Annotated in this window: 15 protein-coding genes and 2 rRNA genes (1 of these 17 only partly in view); 6 read left to right on the top strand and 11 right to left on the bottom strand. The window is 67.3% G+C overall.

The window, feature by feature from the left end; translation table 11 throughout:
• The first annotated feature begins 63 nt into the window (after window positions 1-63).
• The 5 genes from PWS46_RS22855 (at window position 64) to PWS46_RS22835 (ending at window position 6,745) form a co-directional block, all read left to right on the top strand.
• Entirely contained in the window at window positions 64-1,038 is a 975-nt protein-coding gene (locus tag PWS46_RS22855; RefSeq protein WP_434623151.1) for a C4-dicarboxylate TRAP transporter substrate-binding protein, read from the top strand.
• Between the two features lie 144 nt (window positions 1,039-1,182).
• Window positions 1,183-1,701: a TRAP transporter small permease gene (locus PWS46_RS22850; protein WP_434623150.1), complete on the top strand. Its 519-nt coding sequence runs from the start codon at window positions 1,183-1,185 to the stop codon at window positions 1,699-1,701.
• Entirely contained in the window at window positions 1,698-2,975 is a 1,278-nt protein-coding gene (locus PWS46_RS22845) for a TRAP transporter large permease (RefSeq protein ID WP_434623148.1), read from the top strand. Before PWS46_RS22850 ends, PWS46_RS22845 begins: the two co-directional genes overlap by 4 nt.
• A 382-nt stretch (window positions 2,976-3,357) precedes the next feature.
• On the top strand, window positions 3,358-6,066 hold the full coding sequence (locus PWS46_RS22840) for a DUF4118 domain-containing protein (protein ID WP_434623147.1): 2,709 nt from the start codon (window positions 3,358-3,360) through the stop codon (window positions 6,064-6,066).
• Complete coding sequence (locus PWS46_RS22835) at window positions 6,059-6,745, top strand: response regulator (protein ID WP_434623146.1); 687 nt, start codon at window positions 6,059-6,061, stop codon at window positions 6,743-6,745. Before PWS46_RS22840 ends, PWS46_RS22835 begins: the two co-directional genes overlap by 8 nt.
• A 14-nt stretch (window positions 6,746-6,759) precedes the next feature.
• On the opposite strand, the gene PWS46_RS22830 is transcribed toward PWS46_RS22835, so the two are convergent.
• From PWS46_RS22830 to proV, 9 genes are all read right to left on the bottom strand, one after another.
• Window positions 6,760-8,565, bottom strand: coding sequence for a thiamine pyrophosphate-requiring protein (locus PWS46_RS22830; RefSeq protein ID WP_434623145.1), 1,806 nt, complete (start codon window positions 8,563-8,565; stop codon window positions 6,760-6,762).
• A 107-nt stretch (window positions 8,566-8,672) separates the two neighbouring features.
• Entirely contained in the window at window positions 8,673-11,780 is a 3,108-nt protein-coding gene (locus PWS46_RS22825) for a molybdopterin-dependent oxidoreductase (protein ID WP_434623144.1), read from the bottom strand.
• Window positions 11,781-11,840: 60 nt separating this feature from the next.
• Window positions 11,841-12,980: an NrfD/PsrC family molybdoenzyme membrane anchor subunit gene (gene nrfD / locus PWS46_RS22820; RefSeq protein WP_434623143.1), complete on the bottom strand. Its 1,140-nt coding sequence runs from the start codon at window positions 12,978-12,980 to the stop codon at window positions 11,841-11,843.
• Window positions 12,977-13,711 carry a sulfate reduction electron transfer complex DsrMKJOP subunit DsrO gene (gene dsrO, locus PWS46_RS22815; protein WP_434623142.1) on the bottom strand — a complete coding sequence of 245 codons (735 nt, stop codon included), beginning with the start codon at window positions 13,709-13,711 and terminating at the stop codon, window positions 12,977-12,979. Before dsrO ends, nrfD begins: the two co-directional genes overlap by 4 nt.
• 146 nt (window positions 13,712-13,857) lie before the next feature.
• Window positions 13,858-14,484: a response regulator transcription factor gene (locus PWS46_RS22810; RefSeq protein ID WP_434623141.1), complete on the bottom strand. Its 627-nt coding sequence runs from the start codon at window positions 14,482-14,484 to the stop codon at window positions 13,858-13,860.
• The gene (locus tag PWS46_RS22805) at window positions 14,481-16,289 is read right to left on the bottom strand and encodes a sensor histidine kinase (RefSeq protein WP_434623140.1); all 1,809 of its coding nucleotides are present in this window, start codon (window positions 16,287-16,289) and stop codon (window positions 14,481-14,483) included. Before PWS46_RS22805 ends, PWS46_RS22810 begins: the two co-directional genes overlap by 4 nt.
• Before the next feature lie 186 nt (window positions 16,290-16,475).
• The gene (locus PWS46_RS22800; RefSeq protein WP_434623139.1) at window positions 16,476-17,372 is read right to left on the bottom strand and encodes a glycine betaine ABC transporter substrate-binding protein; all 897 of its coding nucleotides are present in this window, start codon (window positions 17,370-17,372) and stop codon (window positions 16,476-16,478) included.
• 53 nt (window positions 17,373-17,425) lie between these two features.
• Window positions 17,426-18,352 (bottom strand): ABC transporter permease, encoded by a 927-nt coding sequence (locus PWS46_RS22795; RefSeq protein ID WP_434623138.1) that lies wholly within the window; start codon window positions 18,350-18,352, stop codon window positions 17,426-17,428.
• A 3-nt stretch (window positions 18,353-18,355) separates the two neighbouring features.
• Window positions 18,356-19,552, bottom strand: a complete 1,197-nt coding sequence (gene proV, locus PWS46_RS22790) for a glycine betaine/L-proline ABC transporter ATP-binding protein ProV (protein WP_434623137.1) — start codon at window positions 19,550-19,552, stop codon at window positions 18,356-18,358.
• 1,216 nt (window positions 19,553-20,768) lie between these two features.
• On the opposite strand from proV, the gene PWS46_RS22785 reads away from it, so the two are divergent.
• Complete coding sequence (locus tag PWS46_RS22785) at window positions 20,769-21,188, top strand: hypothetical protein (protein ID WP_434623136.1); 420 nt, start codon at window positions 20,769-20,771, stop codon at window positions 21,186-21,188.
• Window positions 21,189-21,302: 114 nt separating this feature from the next.
• On the opposite strand, the gene rrf is transcribed toward PWS46_RS22785, so the two are convergent.
• Together rrf and PWS46_RS22775 are read right to left on the bottom strand one after the other, a co-directional pair.
• Window positions 21,303-21,418, bottom strand: a 5S ribosomal RNA gene (rrf, locus tag PWS46_RS22780).
• A 144-nt stretch (window positions 21,419-21,562) separates the two neighbouring features.
• Window positions 21,563-22,001, bottom strand: a 23S ribosomal RNA gene (locus PWS46_RS22775); it runs 2,306 nt beyond the window's last position.

Here is a 22,001-nt window from a genome sequence, read left to right as displayed (position 1 = left end):
AGTCGAATGCCGGCCGTCGGTCGCCGGCGGTCCATATTGCTGGGAGGAAAAGGAATGTCTGTCATGGCGAACGCCGTGCGTACGGCGCTGTTCGGCGCGGTGGTTTCCCTGGTCTCGTTCGGCGCTTCGGCGGCCGACTACACGCTCAGCGTCAACACGGCGCTGTCGCAGCAGGACCCGCTCTACAAGGGCCTGGAGGAGTTCAAGGCCAATGTGGAGAAGCGGTCGGCCGGCAAGATGGCCGTCCGCCTGTTCCCCGCCTCGCAGTTGGGCAAGGACGAGGATCTGCTGGAACAGGCCCGTGCCGGCGCGCCCGTCGCGGTGGTGGTGGACGGCGGCCGGCTCGCCGTGTTCGTCAAGGAGTTCGGCGTGCTCGGCGCGCCCTACATCGCCCAGGGCTATGGCGGCATCCGCAAGGTCGTGACCTCCCCGATGTTCGAGGAGTGGGTACAGAAGCTGCGCAAGGCGTCCGGCCATCAGGTGCTGTCCTTCAACTGGTGGCAGGGCGAGCGCCACATGCTGACCAACAAGCCGGTGAAGGTGCCGGCCGACCTGAACGGCGTCCGCGTCCGCACGCCGGGCGCGCCGGTGTGGATGGAGACCATCCGCGCCATGGGCGCCACCCCGACGCCGCTGCCCTGGTCGGAGGTCTACACCGCCATGCAGCAGCAGGTGATCGACGGCGCCGAGGCGCAGGACCCCGCCATCTACGGCTCGCGCCTGTACGAGGTGGCGAAGTACCTGACCAAGACCGGCCACATCAACCTGATCACCGGCATCGTCACCAGCGCCGCCTGGTTCGACAGCCTGCCGAAGGACATGCAGACCATCCTGCGCGAGGAGTCGCTGAAGGCCGGCGACGATGCGTCAAAGGCGACCGAGGCATCCCTCGCGGACTTCGAAAAGCAGATGACCGAGAAGGGCATGCAGGTCGTCAGCATCGACGTCGCGCCCTTCCGCGAGGCCACCGCGTCCGTCTATGACAAGCTCGGCTATGGCGAACTGCACAAGCAGGTCGACGCGCTGCTGAAGCAGTGACCGGCCGGCCTTCCCCGTCGTGACCGGGGCGGGGCCGCCTCTGCCGGGCCGCCCCGTTCCCCACCCGCAACCGACGCCCGCACCCCACGCCCACTGCGCACCACCGGCGCACGCCCGCGGGCCGGACCGGAGCACCCCCTTGCGATGAAATCCCTATACGTCAAGGCGGAGACGGTGCTGGCGACCGCGCTGCTCGCCGTCATCGTCCTGCTGGTCTTCGTGGCCGGCATCAGCCGCTGGTTCGGCTATCCCCTGGTCTGGTCGGTGGACGTCGCGCAGCTTCTGTTCGCCTGGGCCAGCTTCCTCGGCGCCGACCTCGCGCTGCGCAAGCATGCCCATATCGGCATCGACTACATCGTCAAGCGCCTGCCGCCGCGCGTGCGCGCCATCCTGGACATTCTGCTGGCGCTGCTGGTGCTGGCCTTCCTGCTGACGATGGCGGTCAAAGGCTACCAGCTGACCATGCTGAATCTGGAACGCCAGTTCGGCGACAGCGGCATCAGCTATGCCTTCGTCACCTCGGCGGTGCCGGTCGGCTGCCTGCTGCTGTCCTTCACCCTGCTGGGGCAGACGGTGGCCGCCATCGGCCGGCTTCGCCGCACCCCGCGCCCGATCTTCAACACGCCGTCGGACGTCCCGGCGGCGGAGGAGGTGATGCCGTGATCCTGCTCGCCCTCACCTTCTTCGTCCTGATGGCGCTGGGCGTTCCCATCGCCTTCGCCATCGGCATGGCCGGCTTCACCTTCTTCCTGACCAACGGCATCATCCCGGTGTCGATCGGGGTGCAGCAGGTCGCCACCGCCTCGCAGAGCTTCCCGTTGCTGGCCGTCCCCTTCTTCGTGCTGGCCGGCCACATGATGAACCGCACCGGCATCACCCACCGGCTGATCGGCTGTTCCAACGTGCTGGTGTCGTGGATGTCCGGCGGGCTGGCGCAGGTCTGCATCGTGCTGTCCACCCTGATGGGCGGCGTGTCCGGCTCCGCCGTCGCCGACGCGGCGATGGAAGCGCGCATCCTGGGACCTGACCTGATCCGCAGCGGCTATTCGAAGGGCTTCACCTCGGCCGTCATCGCGGTGGGATCGCTCATCACCGCGACCATCCCGCCCAGCCTGGGCCTGATCCTGTACGGCTTCGTCGGCAACGTCTCCATCGGCCGGCTGTTCCTGGCCGGCATCGTTCCCGGCTTCCTGATGATGGCCGTGCTGATGGTCACCGTCTGGTGGATCGCGCGCCGCCGCGGCTATGGCGCCGCCACCACCCAGCGGCCGACCGGCAAGGCGATGTGGGAGGCGGTGGTCCACGCCAAATGGGCGCTGCTGTTCCCGGTGGCCCTGCTGGTCGCCATCCGCGGCGGCCTGTTCACCCCGTCGGAGGTCGGCGCCTTCGCCGTCATCTATGCCGGCGTCATCGGCTTCTTCGTGCACAAGGAGCTGACCCTCCGCGACATGGCCGACGCGCTGGTGGAGGCGGTGACCGACACCGGGCTGATCCTGCTGATCATCCTGTTCTCCGGTATGGTCGGCTACGCCATCGTCTTCGAACAGGCGCCGCAGAGCATCGCCGCCGCGATGACCGGCCTGACGCGGGAACCGGCGCTGGTCGTCACCCTGATCCTGATCTTCCTGTTCATCGCCGGCCTGTTCATCGAGAGCACGGTGCTGGTCCTGCTGCTGACGCCGATCTTCCTGCCGATCGTCCAGCCGCTGGGCGTCGATCCGGTGCATTTCGGCATCCTGATGATGACCATCGTCACGCTGGGCTCGATGACCCCGCCGGTGGGGGTGGCGATGTATACCGTGTGCAGCCTGCTGGACTGCCCGGTCGAGGAATACATCGTCGAATCCATCCCCTTCGTCCTGGCCGTGGTGGCGCTGGTCGTGGTGATGCTGCTGTGGCCCGGCCTGGTGCTGTTCATGCCGAATATGCTGATGTAAACGCCCCGCTGAATGTCACAGCGGAGCGGTCGGAAATCCGACTTGCAGCACTCGCGAAAGCTCCTATATGCTGTGCCGTACGCCAACAACAGAAAGGAGGTGATCTCGTGTCTCATTGTCCGTCTCACTCGTCGTCGAGCGCCAAGGCCGAGGTCTCTTTCTTCGCGGAAGGGATTTCGGTTCGCTGAGGACTGCGCCGTGGTGTCGACGACACACGGATTGACAATGGAAGGGCTGCCGGAAACGGCGGCCCTTCTTTGTTTTTCGCACATCTGCACCTGCTCCGCCGCCCATTGACGCCGATGGACGGCATGGTCACGCTGCTCCGCGTCAGGACAGGAAGAGGCATGACGATGCGCGGCGAATTGGGACCGGTGGACTGATGGCCGAACTTGAAGGCGACGACCGGCCGTCGCCCGACGCGCTGCTGGAGGAGGCGAACCGCGAGCGGCGCGGACGGCTGAAGATCTTCCTCGGTGCGGCACCCGGCGTCGGCAAGACCTATGCGATGCTGGAGGATGCCCGCGCCCGCCGGCGCGATGGCACCGACGTGGTCGTCGGCGTGGTCGAGACGCATGGGCGACGCGACACCGAAGCCCTGCTGGACGGGCTGGACCTGCTGCCGCGGCGGCGGATCGAGTATCGCGGGCGGCCCTTCCAGGAGATGGACCTGGACGCCATCCTGGCCCGCCGGCCAAAGCTGGTTCTGGTGGACGAGCTGGCCCACACCAACATCCCCGGCAGCCGCCACGTCAAGCGCTGGCAGGATGTGGACGAGATCCTCGACGCCGGGATCGACGTCTTCTCGACGCTGAACGTCCAGCATCTGGAAAGCCTGAACGACGTCGTCGAGCGCATCGCCGGGATCAAGGTGCGCGAAACTCTGCCCGACGGCGTGCTGCAGCGGGCCGACGAGATCGCGCTGATCGATCTGCCGCCGCAGGAACTGATCCGGCGCCTGCAGGAGGGCAAGGTCTATGTGCCCGAACAGGCCAAGCGCGCGGCCGACCATTTCTTCTCCGCCGGCACGCTGACCGCGCTGCGCGAAATGGCGCTGCGGCAGGCGGCCGAGCGGGTGGACGCGCAGATGCTGCGCTACATGCGCGCCCACGCCATCGCCGGCCCCTGGCCGACGCGCGAGCGCATCCTGGTGTGCATCGGCGACGGGCCGCAGGCCTTGCGGCTCGTGCGAACCGCCAAGCGGGCGGCGGAGCGGCGGGATGCGCCGTGGGTGGCGCTCTATGTCGAGACGCACCGCGACCATGCCCTGTCGGAGGAGGACAAGGACTGCATCGCCCAGGCGCTGCGGCTGGCCGAACAGCTGGGCGGTGAGACGGCGGTGGTCCAGGGAGAGCGGGCGGCGGCGGAGATCCTGGCCTTCGCCCGCGCCCGCAACGTCAGCCAGATCATCGTCGGCCGCGCCCACCCCCGGAGCCGGCTGCGCGCGCTGCACCAGTCTGTGACCACCGACCTGCTGGCCCGAAACGAGAATTTCGACGTGATGGTGGTGGCCGGCGAGGACGAGCGGCCGGCGCGCAGCCTCGACACCAGGGCTCCCTCCGCCGCCTTCGACTGGCCGGCCTACCTTATCGCGACGCTGACCGTCGCGGCGGCAACGGCCTTGGGGCTGCTGATCGACGTCTGGCTGCCGCTGCCAAACATCTCGGTCGCCTATCTGATCGGCGTGCTGCTGGTGGCGATCCGGCACGGGCTGGCGCCGTCGATCTATGCATCGGTGCTGAGCTTCCTCGCCTTCAACTTCCTGTTCACCGAGCCGAAATACACCTTCGCCATCACCGACGTGCAGAACATCATGACGGTGTTCTTCTTCCTGGTGGCGGCGGTCATCACTTCCAACCTCGCCGCCCGCGTCCGCGCCCAGGTGGAGGCCACGCGACTGAGCGCCCGGCGCACCGCCAACCTCTACGACTTCAACCGCCGCATCTCGGCGGCGGTCGGGCTGGACGACGTGCTGTGGGCGGTGGTGCATCACGTCGCCGCCACCATGAACGGCCGCTCGCTGGTGCTGCTGCCCCGCGACGGCCGGCTGGAGGTCGCCGCCGGCTATCCGCCCGAGGATACGCTGGACGAGAAGTCGATGGCGGCGGCGCGCTGGTCGTGGGAGAACGGCAAGACCGCCGGCCGCGGCTCCACCACCCTTCCCGCCGCCGACTGGCTGTTCCTGCCGCTGCGCACCGGGCGCGGGCCGATGGGGGTGCTGGGCGTCCAGATGACGGAGGGGCAGCAGTTGCTGTCGCCGGAACAGGGACGGCTGCTCGACACGCTGGCCGATCAGGCGGCCATCGCCATCGAGCGGACGGCGCTGGTCGCCGACATCGAGGCGGCACGCGTCGCGGCGGAGACGGAGCGGCTGCGCTCCGCCCTGCTGTCGTCGCTGTCGCACGATCTGCGCACGCCGCTGGTCTCCATCCTGGGGGCGTCGTCCAGCCTGACCAGCTATGGCGAGGCGCTGGCCCCGGCCGAGCGGACGGAGCTGGTGCAGACCATCCAGGAGGAGGCGGAGCGGCTGAACCGCTTCGTGCAGAACCTGCTGGACATGACGCGGATCGGCTCGGGCACGCTGAAGCCGCGCACCGACTGGGTCGATCTGGCCGACGTGATCGCCGCGGCGCTGGACCGCGCGAAACGGATGCTGGAGCACCGCCCGGTGCGGCTGGATCTTGAGCCGGGGCTGCCGTTGCTGCGGCTCGACCCCATACTGATGGGGCAGGTCTTCTTCAACCTGATCGACAATGCCTGCAAATATTCGCCCAACGGCAGCCCCATCGTCATTCGGGCGCGGCGGAGCGGAGGCGAGGCGCTGATCGAACTGTGCGACCAGGGGCCGGGCATCCCGGAGGCCGACCGCGAGCGCATTTTCGACATGTTCTACCGGGTGGAAGCGGGCGACGCCCAGACCGCCGGGACCGGCCTTGGCCTTGCCATCTGCCGTGGTATCGTGGAGGCGCATGGCGGCAGCATCCGGGCGCTGCCCGGCCGCCATGGTCCCGGCACCTGCATCGCCATCCTGCTGCCGGTTCCGGCCGGGCCGGAGATCGCCGGGATGGAAGGGGACAGCACGCGTGGCTAAGATTCTGGTCATCGATGACGAGCCGCAGATCCGCAAATTCTTGCGCATCAGCCTGTCGGCCAACGGCTATGAGGTGGTGGAGGCGGAGAGCGGGCGCGAGGGTGTCGAGGCCTGCGCGCGGCATCGGCCCGATCTGGTGATCCTCGACCTCGGGCTGCCCGACCTCGACGGCCAGGAGGTCATCAGCGCCGTGCGCGAATCCTCGCCGGTGCCGATCATCGTGCTGTCGGTGCGCGCCCAGGAGTACGACAAGGTGGAGGCGCTGGACCGTGGCGCAGTGGATTATGTGGTCAAGCCCTTCGGCGTCGGCGAGCTGATGGCGCGCGTGCGCGCCGTCCTGCGCCAGCGCCCGGCCGATGCGGAGCCACCGACCACCGTCACCGCCGGCGCCGTCACCATCGACCTCGCCCGCCGGGTGGTCGGGCGCAACGGCGCGGAGGTCCACCTGTCGCGCAAGGAGTACGAGCTTCTGGCGATGCTGGCCCGCCACGCCGACCATGTCCTGACCCACACCGAACTGCTGCGCGAGGTCTGGGGGCCGGCGCATGTCCACGACACCGCATATCTGCGGGTCTATGTGAAGCAGCTCCGCCAGAAGCTGGAAGCCGACCCCAATCTGCCGGCGCTGATCGTGACGGAGCCGGGGGTCGGCTACCGGTTCAGGACGGACGCCGATTAGGTTCTTCCCGCCGGTCAGCGCTTTTTATCTTTGCCGCCATGCGGCAGGTAGCTTTCGACCAGATCCTTGGCGGTGTCCTTCAGCATGTCCCACACCTCCGGATCGCCCTTTGCCAGCGTCGCCATCATCGCGGCGGCGTTCTTCAGCGAGATGTGCGGCGGCAGCGGCGGGACGTTGGGATCGGTGTATGCCTCGACCAGCACCGGGCCGCGGGTCGCCAGCGCTTCGTCCCACACCTTGCCGAGATCCTCGGGCTTGTCGACGAACAGGCCCTTGAAGCCCAGCATCTCGGCATAGCGGGCATAGGGAACGTCGGGAAGCTCCTGCGATGCCTCGAACTTCGGATTGCCGGCCTGTGCGCGCATCTCCCACGTCACCTGATTGAGATCGCGGTTGTTCAGGACCAGCACGACGAAGCGCGGGTCGCTCCACTGCTTCCAGTATCGCGACAGGGTGATGAGGGCGTTCATGCCGTTCATCTGCATGGCACCATCGCCGACGATGGCCAGAACCGGGCGGTCGGGGTATGCGAACTTGGCGGCCAGCGCATAGGGCATGCCCGGCCCCATGGTGGCGAGGCCGCCGCACAGGCTGGCCTTCATGCCCCGCCGGATCTTGATGTCGCGGGCGTACCAGTTGGTGCCCGATCCGGTGTCGCAGGCGATCACCACGTCGTCAGGCAGCCTCGGCGACAGTTCCCAGAAAACGCGCTGCGGGTTGAGCGGCGTGGCGTCGTTCATGGCGCGGGCTTCCAGCACCTTCCACCAATCGGCGACGCCGGCCTCGATCCCCTCGCGCCAGGAGCGGTCCTGCTTGCGTTGCAGCAGCGGGATCAGCTCGCGCAGGGTGCCGGCGCTGTCGCCGACCAGATTGACCTCCATCGGATAGCGGATGCTGAGCATCTTGGGGTCGATGTCGATCTGCACGCCGCGCGCCTGCCCCTCCTTGGGCAGGAACTCCGAATAGGGGAAGCCGGAGCCGATCATCAGCAGCGTGTCGCAGTTGACCATCATCTCGTAGCTGGGCCGGGTGCCGAGCAGACCGATGGAGCCGGTGACGAAGGGCAGGTCGTCGGGCAGCGCTGCCTTGCCGAGCAGGGCCTTGGCGACGCCGGCGCCGAGGATGTCGGCCACCTCGATCACCTCGTCGGTGGCGTTCAACGCCCCGGCGCCGACCAGGATCGCCACCTTGGAGCCGGCATTCAGCACGTCGGCGGCCCGGCGCAGGTCGGCCTCCGCCGGGCGGACGACGGGGGCGGCGTAGCCGACACCGGAATGGATGGTGCCGTGGGCGCGCGGCGGCGTCTCCACCGCGTCCATCTCCTGCAGGTCGTTGGGCAGGATGATGCAGGTAACCGTCCGCTCGGCCTTGGCGATGCGCACCGCACGATCGATGAGGTGCCGCACCTGGGCGGGCGTGGAGGCCATGTGGACATACTCGCCCGCCACATCCTTGAACAGGGAGACGAGGTCGACCTCCTGCTGGTAATGGCCGCCGAGCGCGGTCAGCGCCTGCTGGCCGACGATGGCGAGCACCGGCTGATGGTCGAGCTTCGCATCATAGAGGCCGTTCAGCAGGTGGATGGCGCCGGGGCCGGAGGTCGCGAGGCAGACGCCCAGTTCGCCGGTGTATTTGGCATGCGCGGTCGCCATGAAGGCGGCCAGCTCCTCGTGGCGGGCCTGGACGAAATCGAACTGGTCGCCGGTGCGGGCGAGTGCCCCGACCAACCCATTGATGCCGTCGCCGGGATAGCCGAAGACCCGCTTCACCCCCCATTCGGAGAGCCGCTGCCAGAAGAAATCACTGACGTTCGGAGCCATCGTCGCCTCTCTTGTCTCTGGTCGTGTTTCACCGCCGTGTCTGTTTCAACTGCGCTCCGTCCCTTCGGTTCGCCCGAAGGGTTCGCTTTTTTTGCAGCCCTGCCCCGTCAGGCGGAGGCGGCGAGCCGCTCCAGCTTCGCCGGAATTCCCTGGCGCACTGCGGTCCCGGCGATCGGATCGACCCACACCGACGCCCCGGCGCGGGACGGGTCGGCGATGCCGAGGTCGTTCAGGTTGATGCCCGCGCCGATCTCCGGCACCGAAGGCTGGCTGTGGTCGCCGATCCGGTGCGGACGGGCGCCAAATTCGCGATGGCCGAAGCCATGCTCCACCGCCAGCACGCCGCGCATCACGCCGTGACGGACGATGGCGGTGGCGTCCTGCATCCCGCCCGGCGTGGCGATGCGGATGCGGTCGCCGGTCTCGATGCCGAGGCGGCGGGCATCCTCGGCGTTGATGCCGACCGGATTCTCCGGATGCAGGTGGCGCAGCCGGCCGGCGGCGATGGTGTAGGCGCTGACCAGCACCGATTTGGAGCTGACCAGCTGGAACGGCCACTCATCGGCCGTGTGGTGCTTATGGACCGGGCTGCCGTCGGCGAAGACCGGCTCCATCCAGGTGGCGGTGCCGGTCCAGCGCCGGCCGGTGATGCTGCTCTTCGCCGTTCCCACCGCCTCGTTGTAGACCTGCAGCGGCTTCAGGAACTTGTGGGCCGCCTTGTCGCCCTCGAAGCCTTCGGCCTGATTCTGGTAACGGCCGCCACGGGCCAGAATGTAGGCGACCTTGCGCCATTCCTCCGGCTTCAGCGTGGCCTGCAGCGCCGGCATCACCCGTTCGACGCCGGACAGGGCGATGTCGCGGTCGTCGGCGTCGGCGACCGGCTGCTTGCCGAGCCACGCGATGTTGGCGCCGCCGCGCAGATACCAGTCCTCCGGCCGGTCGAGCGGATGGAGCCTGCCGTCCATGTCGGCGATGGCGTCGGCGCCGAAGCCGGGCAGGCCCAGCCGCTTGGCCAGCGCGATCAGGAAGGTTTCCATCTGCACATGCAGCCCGTCGGGCAGCGCCTGCGTGCGCGGCTCCACCACCGGCCAGCGCGCGGTGCTGGTCTTGGTCGGCACGCCGCCCCAGGGCGACGCCCAGCCCCAGGTCTCGTACAGCACGGTGTCGGGGACGATGTAGTCGGCGAAGGCGGAGGATTCGTTGATGAACGGATCGATGGAGACGATCAGCGGCAGCGTCTTCGGATCCTTCAGCGCCGCCTCGGCCGCGGCACGCACACCGGGGATGCCGTAGACCGGGTTGCTGTTCCACAGGAACAGGGCCTTCAGTCGATAGGGATAGCCGTCGGCGAGACCGCTGGTCAGATACTCGGTGGTCAGCTGCGGCGCGGCCGGATACCACGGCGCCTTGGCCGGATAGGGTTTGCCGGCTGCCTTGTTGCGGGCAAACTCGCTGGATTTCTCGTAAGCGACCGGACGGCTGATCGGGATGCCGGACGGCTTCACCGCGCCGGGGAAGCTGGCCAGCTTGTAGCGCGGGCCGTCCTGTTCGTCCGGGAAACGGCCGCCGCCGAAGATGCTGCCGCCCTTCCAGTTCAGGTTGCCGATCAGCGTGTTCAGGGTGACGACGCCGAAGGCGTTGTAGAAGCCGTTGCCGGCCATCATGCCGCCATGGGCGTTGGCGGCGGCCTTCTTGCCGTGGCTGGTGAATTCCCGCGCCAGACCGGCGATGATGTCGGCGGGGATGCCGCAGGCGTCGGCATAACCGCGCAGCTCCATCCGCATCGCCTCCTCGCGCAGCAGGGTCAGGCTGGTCTTGACCGCGATATCGCCGGCCGGCGTCGCCACCGCGCCGTCATGGAACAGTACCGCCGGACCACCCAGCGCATCATGCGCCACCGGCTTGCCCTCCGGATCGAGCACGACGAAGGCGTCCTTCTCGCCATAGCGCTCCTTCTCGTCCAGCTCGACCCAGCCCATGTCGGAAGCGCGCAGCATCCGGCCGTCGCGCAGGTGGCCCTTCTGCCGGATCACCAGATGTGTGGCGTTGCACCATCCGGCCTCGCCTGCCGCCGTGGCGGCCTTGGCGTTGGGCTGGGACAGATAGCGGCTGTCGATGCGGTCGTTCTCGAACATCCAGCGCATCATGCCCATCACCAGCGCACCGTCGGTGCCGGGGCGGATCGGGATCCAGTTCGACCGCTCTCCGGCCGCCCGGTTGTCGGCGTTGGTCAGAACCGGGTCGACCACCACGTAATTCAGCACGCCGTCGGTGCGCCCCTTGGCGACCAGCATGGCCTGCCGCTTGAACGGGTTGCCGGCGTTGGAGGGCGCGGTGCCGATGAACAGCACGAATTCGGCATTCTGCAGGTCGGGCTTGGCGTGCGGCATCGCCTTCAGGTCGCCGAACACCGCGCCGGAGCCGGAGCGATAGGCGCCGCCGCAATAGGCGCCATGGCCGGCATAATTGATGGTGCCCAGCGCCTTGTTGAAGAAGCGCCGCACGAAGGCGTCCCGCCCGTCATTGACGGAGGCCAGCAGCGCCACTTGGTTGACCTTCGGCCCCAGTTCGGGCGAGGCGGGGTCGATGGGGGTCTTGAGGTCGCGCAAGGCGCGCAAGCCCTCCACCGGCCCCTCGCCGAACAGGTCGCCGCCCTCGGCGATCTCCTCCACCAGCTTGTCGAACGAAATCGGCTCCCATTGCCCGGAGCCGCGTGGGCCGACGCGCTTCATCGGCGTGGCGATGCGGAAGGGGGAGGTCAGCATCTCCAGCGCCGCGTTGCCGCGCCCACAGGCGGTGGAGCGGCCCTGCAGCCCCTTCTCGTCCAGCCGCGACAGCGAGCGGAAACTCTCCTCGATGGGGGTGGCATAGGGCAGGAACGGGTCGGTGGACAGCGGGCTGTAGGGGTTGCCGGCCACCCGCAGCACGCGGTTCCGCTCCACATCCACCCGCACGCGGACGCCGCACAGCGTGGTGCAGCCCAGACAGGCGACGTTGGCGACGATCTGGCCCGGCGTCGGCTCCACGGCGCCGGTCGCCGGATCGATGCGGAATTCGGGTTTCCGCGCGTTGCCGCTGATGGTGTCGTCGGGCCGCTCGCCGGCCCAGGCGCCCTTGACCAGCTTGCGGCCGGTCTCCGAGAAGCCGCCGGCGAAGGCGGCCAGCGCGCCGCCCGCGGCGGTGGAGGTCAGGATGTGGCGACGGGTGATGGACATGGTGGACACTCCGGTCTTCGCGAGCGGGGCTCAAGCGCGGATTGAATTTTGTCGGGCCGGCTATTCGGCGGCGGTCAGGTGGCCACCGGGATGGCCGGAGGCATCGGCGGGACGGCCGGCGGCAGGAACGGGCGAGACCGGCAGCAGCGCCGTCATCAGGATCAGCAGGAACAGCCACAGCCCCGCGGTGCCGACGATGCCCATCAGCCCGTCCGGGCCGGCCGGCAGCGCGTAGTCGTAGAAGCCCGCCCCGGTTTTCGGCACCGACTGGCCGCCGATGAACACGGTCCAGCGGAACATCCAGGCGCTGTGTACGGCGATCAGCCCGGTCAGCAGCCCGGTGCCGGCCGGGCGGGCAATGGCGATGACGAAGGGCACCACCGTCGCGGCCACCGCCCAGATGGCGGTCACCCGCCACGCCTCCGACCCGGCCACACTGTCCAGCGCCGCCGCATGCCCTGCATCCAGCCCCGACAGGCCGAGCGCCAGCCACAGACCGCCGCACAGCATCACCGCGGCCAGCACAGCGGCGAGCAGCCGGTTGCCGAGTACCTCAACGGCGCGGTCGGCGGTGCCGACGACGCGGTTGAGGATCAGCACCAGCCCGATGGCGCCGGCCAGCGCCGTGGTCAGGAACTGCACCGGCAGGAAGGGCGTGTGCCACAACGGACGGGCCTTCACCACCGCCACCTCGACGCCGGTGTAGAGCGCCACCAGCGCCGCCCCGGCCAGCACGAACAGCCCGGCGGCACGGATCAGCCGGTCGTCACGGCCACCGCCCAGCGCCGCCAGCCGGTACAGCCCGGCAAGACGGCTGTCGACCCGGCCATGCGCCTGTAACTCCTCGCGCAGGCAGGCCCAGCCATAGACCAGCAGGCCGGCGATGTAGAACGGGATGAACAGCGATCCCCACCACATCCAGGAGGTCGGCCGGAACACCACGTAGAAGTGCCAGAAGCGGCCGGGTTGGTGCAGGTCGGACAGAAGGGCCACCGGCGCCGCCAGCCCGCAGGTCAGCGCCACGATCAAGGCGAGCCGCCCCAGCGGGCGCCAGCCGTCACGGGCGAAGGCGTAGCCGGGCAGGCTGAGCAGCAGGCCGCCGACCGACAGACCGATCAGGAAGAAATACTGCACGGCCCAGGGAAGCCACGCGACCTCGCGGGTCACGTTGATGACTTCGACGATGTGCGTGTCCATCATGCATGCTCCTTATCGGCATGCGGCGCCGGCCGCCACAGGGTCGGTGTGCCGTCCACCTTGCCCTGCATCTTGGGATCGAGGCCGATGTAGAAGACCCGCGGCTGAGTCCCCATCTCGGGCTTCAGCACCTTGGGGTTCTGCTCGCGCACCAGCTTCGACACCGTGCTGTCGGGGTCCTTCAGGTCACCGAAGATGCGGGCGCCGCCGACGCAGGTCTCGACGCAGGCGGGCAGCAGCCCGGCTTCCACGCGATGGACGCAGAAGGTGCATTTGTCGGCGGTCTGGGTTTCGTGATTGATGAAGCGGGCGTCGTAGGGGCAGGCCTGGACGCAATAGGCACAGCCGACGCACACCGAATTGTCGACGACCACGATTCCGTCCCGCCGCTGATAGGTGGCGCCGGTCGGACAGACCGGAATGCAGGGCGGATCCTCGCAATGGTTGCACAGGCGCGGCAGCATGGTGGAGCCGGCCCGGCCCTGCTCCGTCACCTCGTAGGTGGAGACGATGGTGCGGAAACTGTTTTCCGGAACGTCGTTCTCCATGATGCAGGCGACCGTACAGGCCTGGCAGCCGACGCATTTGCGCACATCGACGACCATGGCCCAGCGGTGCGCCGCGTCACCGGTCGCCGAAACGGCGCCGGCGTCAGCGGGTACGGCCGCCAGCGTGGCGGCGCCGACGGTCGCGGCTCCGGCGCCCAGGCAGAAGTTGCGTCGTGATCGGTCCATGGCAGGCTCTCCCGGCACCCATTCCCAGCCCGCAAAGGATGCGGGCCGATCTCAGGGCCAAGGATAGCCAGGGGCACCGCGGCGCCCCATTGCGGTGTTCCCCACACTTCTTAGGGTTTTCCCCCGCGACGCCAAGCCGCAGGCTGCTATTCCGCTTCCAGCAAAAGGCGGGTCAGGTCGGCGACCGACGTGACCTCCAGCTTGTCCATCACATTGTGGCGGTGGACCTCGACCGTCTTCATCGACAGGTTGATCTCGGCGGCGATGACCTTGTTGGGCTTCCCCGCGACCACCAGCGCCGCCACCTGCCGTTCGCGCGGGGTCAGCCGGCCGATCAGCGCGCGGACGGCACGCTTGCGCTCCGCCGCCTCCCAGGCGCGCCGCGACTTCTCCAACGCCTCATGCACGCGGTCGAGCAGGAGTTGGTCGTTGAATGGCTTCTCAATGAAATCGACCGCCCCGGCCCGCAGCGCCCGCACCGCCATCGGCACGTCGGCATGGCCGGTGACCACCACCACGGAGAGCAGCGACCCCGCCCGCGCCAGCGTGTCCTGCAGTTCCAGCCCGCTCATGCCCGGCATGCGGACATCGGTGACGAGGCAGCCCGCCCGGTCGGGTTTGAGCGCCCGCAGGAACTCCTCCGCCGAGGCGAAGCTCTGCACCTCCAGCCCCAGCGAGCCGATCAGCCAACCCAGCGAATGACGCATCGCCGGATCGTCGTCCACCACATAGACGGTGCGCGGCGGGGCCGAACTCTCCGCATCATGGCTCATGGGTTTTCCTGCTCCTGTGCCGCCGGCAGGACGAAGCGCATCTCCACGCCGCCGCCGGGATTGTCCGCGGCCCACAGATGGCCGCCATGGGATTCCAGGATGGTCCGGCAGATCGACAGGCCCAGGCCCATCCCCTCCGGCTTGGTGGTGAAGAAGGGGTCGAACAGCCGCTCCCGTGCCTCCGCACTCAGGCCATGACCACAGTCGGCCACCGTTACCCTCACCCGCCCCTCGCCGTCGAGCCCGGTGCGTACGGAGATCCCATCGGCCGGCGGGCAACCCTCCATCGCGTCCAGCCCGTTCTTCATCAGGTTGAGGACGACCTGCTCGATCTGCACCGCATCGGCGGCGACACGCGGCAGCCTTTCGGCCAGATCGAGCGTCACCGCGATACCGGCGCTGCGCGCCCGGTCGGCGCACAGGGCGGCGGCGGCGCGGACGGCGTCGTTGATGTCCACCGGTTCGATCTGCGGCGCGCGCTTGCGCACGAAGTTGCGGATGCGGGCGATGATGTGGGCGGCGCGGTCGGCCTGATCGGCGATGGCGCGGGTGGCGTCGGCCAATTCGGCGGGCCGGCCGGTGCCGGCCTCCAGCCGGCGGGTGCAGCCGCGCGCATAATTGGCGATGGCACCCAGCGGCTGGTTCAGCTCATGCGCGAGGTTGCTGGCCATTTCCCCCAGGATCGACAGCCGGGCGACATGGTCGATCTCGCGCTGGCGTTCGCGGGCATTCTCCTCGGCGCGGCGACGCTCCGCCATTTCGCGGACAAGATCGCGGTTGAGGGCCCGCAGTTCCGCGGTGCGGACCTTGATGAGATGCTCCACCCGCAGCGAATGGATCGTCCACCACAAGAGCGCCAACGCCGCCAGAGCCAGCCAATGCCAGTTCTCGCGCGCCAGATCGACCAGCGAGACCTCGCGCAGCGAGCGGTAGGGACCGATGCGCAAGGCGCGGAACAAGGCATGGACCGGCTGGTAATCGCGCGGCACCGCCCAGCCCTGGTAACCGCCGGCCTGTGCTGCGGGATGGTCCGGCGGCATCTGGAACAGGGCGACCACCGCCTGCTTCGCCAGTCCTTCCGGCGTGCCGGCGAGACGGGCCAGCGGCCAGTCGGGATAAAGGTCGGTGGAATGGGCGCAGGCGAATTCGGGCGCGGTCCGGGAGCCGAGGACGCGGAAGGCCGCCGGGTCGATCCGCCCCTCCGCCGCCAGTTCCTCCAGCACGCAGGCGCGCAGCACGCCGGCGTCCACCGTCCCGTCGCGCACCGCGAAGGCGACGCGGTCCACCGGGAAGCCGGAAAAGCGCAGGTCCTTCAGGTCGCGGAAGGGATCGACCCCGGCATCCAGCAGTTCCCCCCAGGCAACCTGGAAACCGCCGAAAGCATCGGGGTCGATGGCCATCAAAGTCCGGCCGCGAAGGTCGCGCAGATCCTTCAGGTCGCGGCGGTCGGAACGCACGATGATGGCCGAGCCGATGGCGTTGCCGGAGGACCGGCCGGACTGCAGGGTGGCGATGCGGGTGACGCCGTACCGCGCCTCCAGATCGACATAGTTGCCGGTGTTGGTCAGGATCAGGTCCACCGTCCGGTTCTGCACGGCGGCGTCCATCCCGGCGAGGTCGAGCGCCACCATCTCCGCCCCGCGGCCGGGGAAATGATCGCCGAGATAGCGGATCGTCGGTTCCCACACCGCCGCCGCATGCTCCTCCCCCCGATAGGCGAGCACGCCGACCCGGACCGGCGGCTCGGCAGCCCATCCGTGCGACGACAGCAGCAGCAGGAAAGCGAACAGCAGACGGGCGACCATGGTGGCTGATCTTGCAAGGGCGTTCAGCCCTTTAGCGCGTCCGCCGCCCCGGCACAAGGCGGCGCGCAGTCGCTGTGCCGCGCGGGTGCGATGCGCAAGCCCAAATCGAACGCCGTAAGAAATGGACGAACGCCCTCCTCCCCTGAGGGAAGAGGGCGCTTCGCATAGTCATGCCATACGTGACGATCAGGACGCCGGCATTTCGCCGGTGACCCAGTAATCCACGCGCTGCTTGTGCTTGGCGATGTAGTCGTCGATCGCCTTCTCATAAGAGCTGTTGTCGGCCTCCAGCATGATCGCCTGCAGCTCGTCCAGCGGCAGATACATGCGCGTCAGGAACTCGGCCACCTTCGGATAATCCTGGTAGAAGTTCTTGCGGGCCATGACATGGACACGCTCCAGCCCGCCCAGCACGCCTTCCGGATCCTCCAGATAGCGCAGCTTCCACTTGGCGAACATCCAGTGCGGGCTCCAGGCGGTCACGACGATCCATTCGTCGCGCCGGATCGCGCGGCCGAGAGCCGCCGTCATCGCCGCACCGCTGGCCGACACCAGATTGTAGTCCTTCAGGCCGTACTTCTCGACCGCCTTCTCGGAGGCCTGCATCAGGCCGGCACCGGGGTCGATGCCCTGGATCTTGCCGTCCAGCTTCTTGCGCACCTCCGGCTTCGCCAGATCGGCGATGGTGCGGACCTGATCGGCCGGGACATAGTCCGGAACCGCCCAACCCAGGCGGGCGCGGGTGTAGAGGATGCCGAGCGGCACGATGTCGTCGCCGACCTTCTCAAGGTAGGAGCCGTGCGTCGTCGGCAGCCAGGACATCATCATGAAGTCCAGATCGCCCTTGCTGAGGCCCTGATACTGCAGGCCGATGTCGGCCAGCACCAGCTCGACCGGCTGGTGCAGCCGGTCCTCGATCAGGCGCTTCGCAAGCTTGGTCACCGCCTCCGCGTCGGACCAGGCGGTCCAGCCGATGCGGACCGGCTCCTTCTTGTCGGCGGCGAGAACGGGCGACGCCAGCGTTGCGGTCCCGACGACCGCGGCAGCGGCGACCGCCAGCATTTTCAGAAACGTACGTCGCATAAGGCTTGTCCTTTTTGGTGTCTTTTTCTTGTTTGGGTGGGGCGACCAGGAGGTCAGCCCGCTTCGATGGCTCCATCCGCAGGGCCGGATTTCTCGGTGCCGGCCTTTCGCCGGGCCGCCAGGGCGGACCAGGGGAACAGGGACTTCCGATCCTCGGGCTTGCGGCTGCCGAAACTCTGGGTGATGCGGTCGAGCAGGACGGCGAGGATCACCACCGCCAGCCCGCCTTCGAAACCCTGGCCGATGTCGAGCCGCTGGATGCCGCGCAACACCTCGTTGCCGAGGCCGCCCGCGCCGATCATCGACGCGATGACCACCATCGACAGCGACAGCATGATCGTCTGGTTGATGCCGGCCATGATCGACGGCAGGGCCGTCGGCATCTGCACCCTGACCAGAAGCTGGCGCGGCGTGCAGCCGAAGGCGAGACCGGCCTCCACCAGTTCGTGCGGCACCTGCCGGATGCCGAGGCTGGTCAGGCGCACGACCGGCGGCATGGAAAAGATGATCGTCGCGATGGTGCCGGGAACCCGGCCAAGCCCGAACAGCATCGCCGCCGGGATCAGGTAGACGAAGGCCGGCATCGTCTGCATCAGGTCGAGCGCCGGGCGCACCACCGCTTCGATCCGGTCATTGCGCGCCGACCAGATGCCCACCGGGATTCCCAGGATCAGCGCCACTGTGGTCGCGGTCAGCACCAGCGCCAATGTGTCGACCATCTGGTCCCACATGCCGAGCCCGGCGACGACCAGCAGCGACAGCGCCGCGAACAGCCCGAACCGCCAGCCGACCCGCCACAGCCCGATCAGCACCACCAGCCCGGCCAGGACCACGCCGGGCAGCGAGGTCAGGGCGGTCTGCACGCCGTCGGCAACGGCGCCGATCGCCACATCGATGCCGTCGAACAGCCATTGCGCATGGTCCAGCAGGAACAGCACGACCGCTTCGGCCCAATCTCCGAAAGGAAGTTTGAAATCCATCGGTCAGCGGCTCCGTCCAAGGGTTTCCAGATAGGCGGTCTTGGAGATCGCCCCGACATAGGCACCCTGCCCGTTCACCACCGGCAGGGGGCAGGCGCTGGATGCGACGCGCGGCAGAACCTCCTCCATCGGCAGATCGTCGGCGATCGGCTCGATCCCCGGCAGCAGCGCGTCGTCCAGGGTGGTGGAGCCGTTGCCGCGCTCGATGGCCGACATCAGGCTCTCCACTGACACCACGCCGTGGAACCGGCGGCGCGCGTCCTGGACATAGCCGAACTCGCGGTCACGCTCGCGCAACTGCCGCACGGCGGCGCGCGGGCCGTCGCCGGTATGACGGGTCAGCGTCACCTGATCGCGCCGGGCGATGTCGCCGGCCGTCAGGATCTTGGTGACGTCGATGTTGCGGAAGAAGGAGCGGACATAGTCGTTGGCCGGCTGCTTCAGGATCTCGTCCGGACGCCCGACCTGCACGATCCGGCCGCCCTCCATGATCGCCAACCGGTTGCCGATGCGGATCGCCTCGTCGAGATCATGGCTGATGAAGACGATGGTGCGCTGCCGTTCGGCCTGAAGCCGCAGCAGTTCGTCCTGCATTTCCGAACGGATCAGCGGGTCCAGTGCGGAAAAGGCTTCGTCCATCAGCAGGACCGATGGCTCGTTGGCAAGCGCGCGGGCCAGCCCGACACGCTGCTGCATGCCGCCGGACAGCTGGTTCGGCCAGCTCTCCGCATAGGCGCCGAGGCCGACCGCCTCCAGCGCCGCCTGCGCCTTGTCTCGACGGGTCCGCAGATCCTCGCCGGCGATCTCGAGCCCGAAGGCGGCGTTCTGCCAGACGCGCATGTGCGGCATCAGGGCGAAGGACTGGAACACCATGCCGAGGTCGCGGCGCCGCAAGTCGGTCAGTTCCGCCCGCGACAGCTTGGTGATGTCGCGCCCGTCGATCAGGACTTCACCGGCGGTGGGGTCGATCAGGCGGTTGAGCATGCGGACCAGCGTGGACTTGCCGGAACCGGAGAGACCCATCACGACGAAGATTTCGCCGGCCTCGATCTCCAGACTGGCGTCCTGCACGCCGACGGACTGGCCCGTCCGTTTGAAAATCTCCTCTTTGGAATGGCCGGCTTTCAACAGATCGAGCGCCTGCCGGGGGTGGTTTCCAAAGATCTTCGTAACGCCTTTTACGGCGATTTTTGCGGTCATGCGCTGATGCCTCCGGTTTGGCAAGACGCGAACGGCACCGGACCCTGTCGGGGCCGGTTCTGGGATGCAGCCTTCGTGGAAGCAGGAGCGTGCCGCGGATCGAGGGGCACGCGAGAGGGATTTCAGTCCGCAGCCGGTTTCGGCACCCTGCGGCAGGACAACCAGCCCATCGCAGTCACGGCGAACATTTTTCCCGCATAACGACTGTGTTTACTGCACTTGCTTAGAATACAGAAGGCTTACAAATCACAATAAAACTATAGCTCTATAACTTCGTCATAACTTGTTCTCCGCGTTCTGCGCCATTATGACGCATTATTGATTTTCTGTCCGCGCCGCTCACGCAGGTCTGTGGGATCGAGCCCCCACCGCGGAGCCAAGGCTAACAAGATCTATCTTGGATTTGAAGCCTTTTTTGCCACAGCTGGATTTCCTCCCTTTCCGATAGGGAAAAAACAACGTGCTTTAGGATCTATTTCCTTGCTCCAAATCCGCAGTAATTCTGCCTTCGGCGGCGCCTCGCACGGACCAAAAATCCGAGCCAGGATGCTGTTTGAAATCCGGCATCGGCGAACGATGAGTGAGGGCGCCAACACCGCGGAAACCGGGAAGATTTGAATTGTGCGAAGCGGCTTTAAGAGGCTGGCGCCTCGCGGCTGGTCCGTCCGTTCGATACCGTCGCAAACAAAACGAGCAATTGCCGCGAAGCCAACCGCCCTCCCGATGGATTTGGGAAAATGATCATTCAGCAAGGCCGCGCCATTGGCGCCTTCTGTGCGTGCAAAATGTTGGTGCTGACGGCCTCCAAAGGGACGAGATGACGAAGGAAAAAGGCCCCGATGTCGGCAGGAATCCGCTCGTGCCGGGAATTGCTGCTCGCGGATGGGTGTACTGACTGCGGCAAGAAGCCGCTCAGCAGCGCGCTGATGCGACCGCCGGCCTTCCAACCGGCGGAGAGGCCAAGAACCACTGGCACGATCGGCACCGCCCTCAGCCGGGCGGACACGGTGCCGGAGATCGGTAAGGCGATGTACGGCCTTGCCCTGACCATCGGCTTGACTGGTTGGAGCGGTGTGCGTCGTGCCGAAGGGCGGGAGTATCCGACGGTCGTACCGGGAGCCGAGTGCTCTACGCTGTGCCCGAGACACCTCGACTCGATTGCACGGACCGTTCGCGTCGATGGCGCGTTATCGAATACAGCAACAGGGAGACAGACATGGCCGAGGCCAACATCAACGACCGCACAAGCTTCGAACAGGCTTACGATCGGCACTCCTTCGAACAGGACGCGGCCTCCAACGCGCGCAGCGACACGACGATCGTTCACGGCGTGACCATCCTCTCCGCCCCGGATGCCGAAGGGCGGGTGGAACTGTCCCGTACCTCTCAACATGTGGGGGAGGGCAACCCGGAGGGCGATCCAATCTTCGTCGCTGCCTTTCGGCTCAATGACACCGCCGCTGTGAACGCTGACACCTATGCCGGGTCTGTCGAGCCGGCTGCCGCAGCACGGGGCGATGCCACAGACGACTACAGGGCCTTCATCGACCAACTTCTGGACACGGCCAGCACGGCGCGGTTCAAGCCCGACATCGGCCGGGGAGAAGAGCGGCTCAAGGGCTTTCACGGCGGCTGAGCATCTGCGGAGTGCTGAACAGCAAAACGCCCCGGCTCTGATGAACCGGGGCGTTTCTGAATTGATGAAGATGCAAGCTTGTGCTTATGGATTAGCGTCTCTTGAGCCTGAGTGACCTGGCGGCGACCTACTCTCCCACGTCTTAAGACGCAGTACCATTGGCGCGGAGGCTTTTCACGGCCGAGTTCGGGATGGGATCGGGTGTTTGACACCTCGCCATGACCACCAGGTCACCAAGGCTCAAGACCGACGCTTATCCGAAAGCTTCGCTTGTTCAGTGCAAGTGAGGGAGGATGTATCGAACTGCGGTGCGTGCTGTCAAGCTTGCTGTTTTGAGCAGGCTTGCTGCTGCGCATGGCGCGGTTTGTGGGGGTGAGATCAAGCCGATCGAGCGATTAGTAAGGCTTAGCTTCAGGCATTGCTGCCCGTCCACATGCCTCCTATCGACGTGATGGTCTGTCACGGCTCTCAAGGGAGCTCTGGTTTAGAGGTGGGTTTCCCGCTTAGATGCTTTCAGCGGTTATCCCGTCCATACTTAGCTACCCGGCCATGCCACTGGCGTGACAACCGGTGCACCAGAGGTATGTCCATCCCGGTCCTCTCGTACTAGGGACAGATCCTCGCAAAACTCCGACACCCACGGCAGATAGGGACCGAACTGTCTCACGACGTTCTAAACCCAGCTCACGTACCACTTTAATCGGCGAACAGCCGAACCCTTGGGACCTGCTCCAGCCCCAGGATGTGATGAGCCGACATCGAGGTGCCAAACGACTCCGTCGATATGGACTCTTGGGAGTCATCAGCCTGTTA

The organism is Azospirillum sp. B2RO_4 (assembly GCF_051124815.1).
Lineage (GTDB): Bacteria > Pseudomonadota > Alphaproteobacteria > Azospirillales > Azospirillaceae > Azospirillum.
This window is presented reverse-complemented; position numbering and strand designations above follow the sequence as displayed.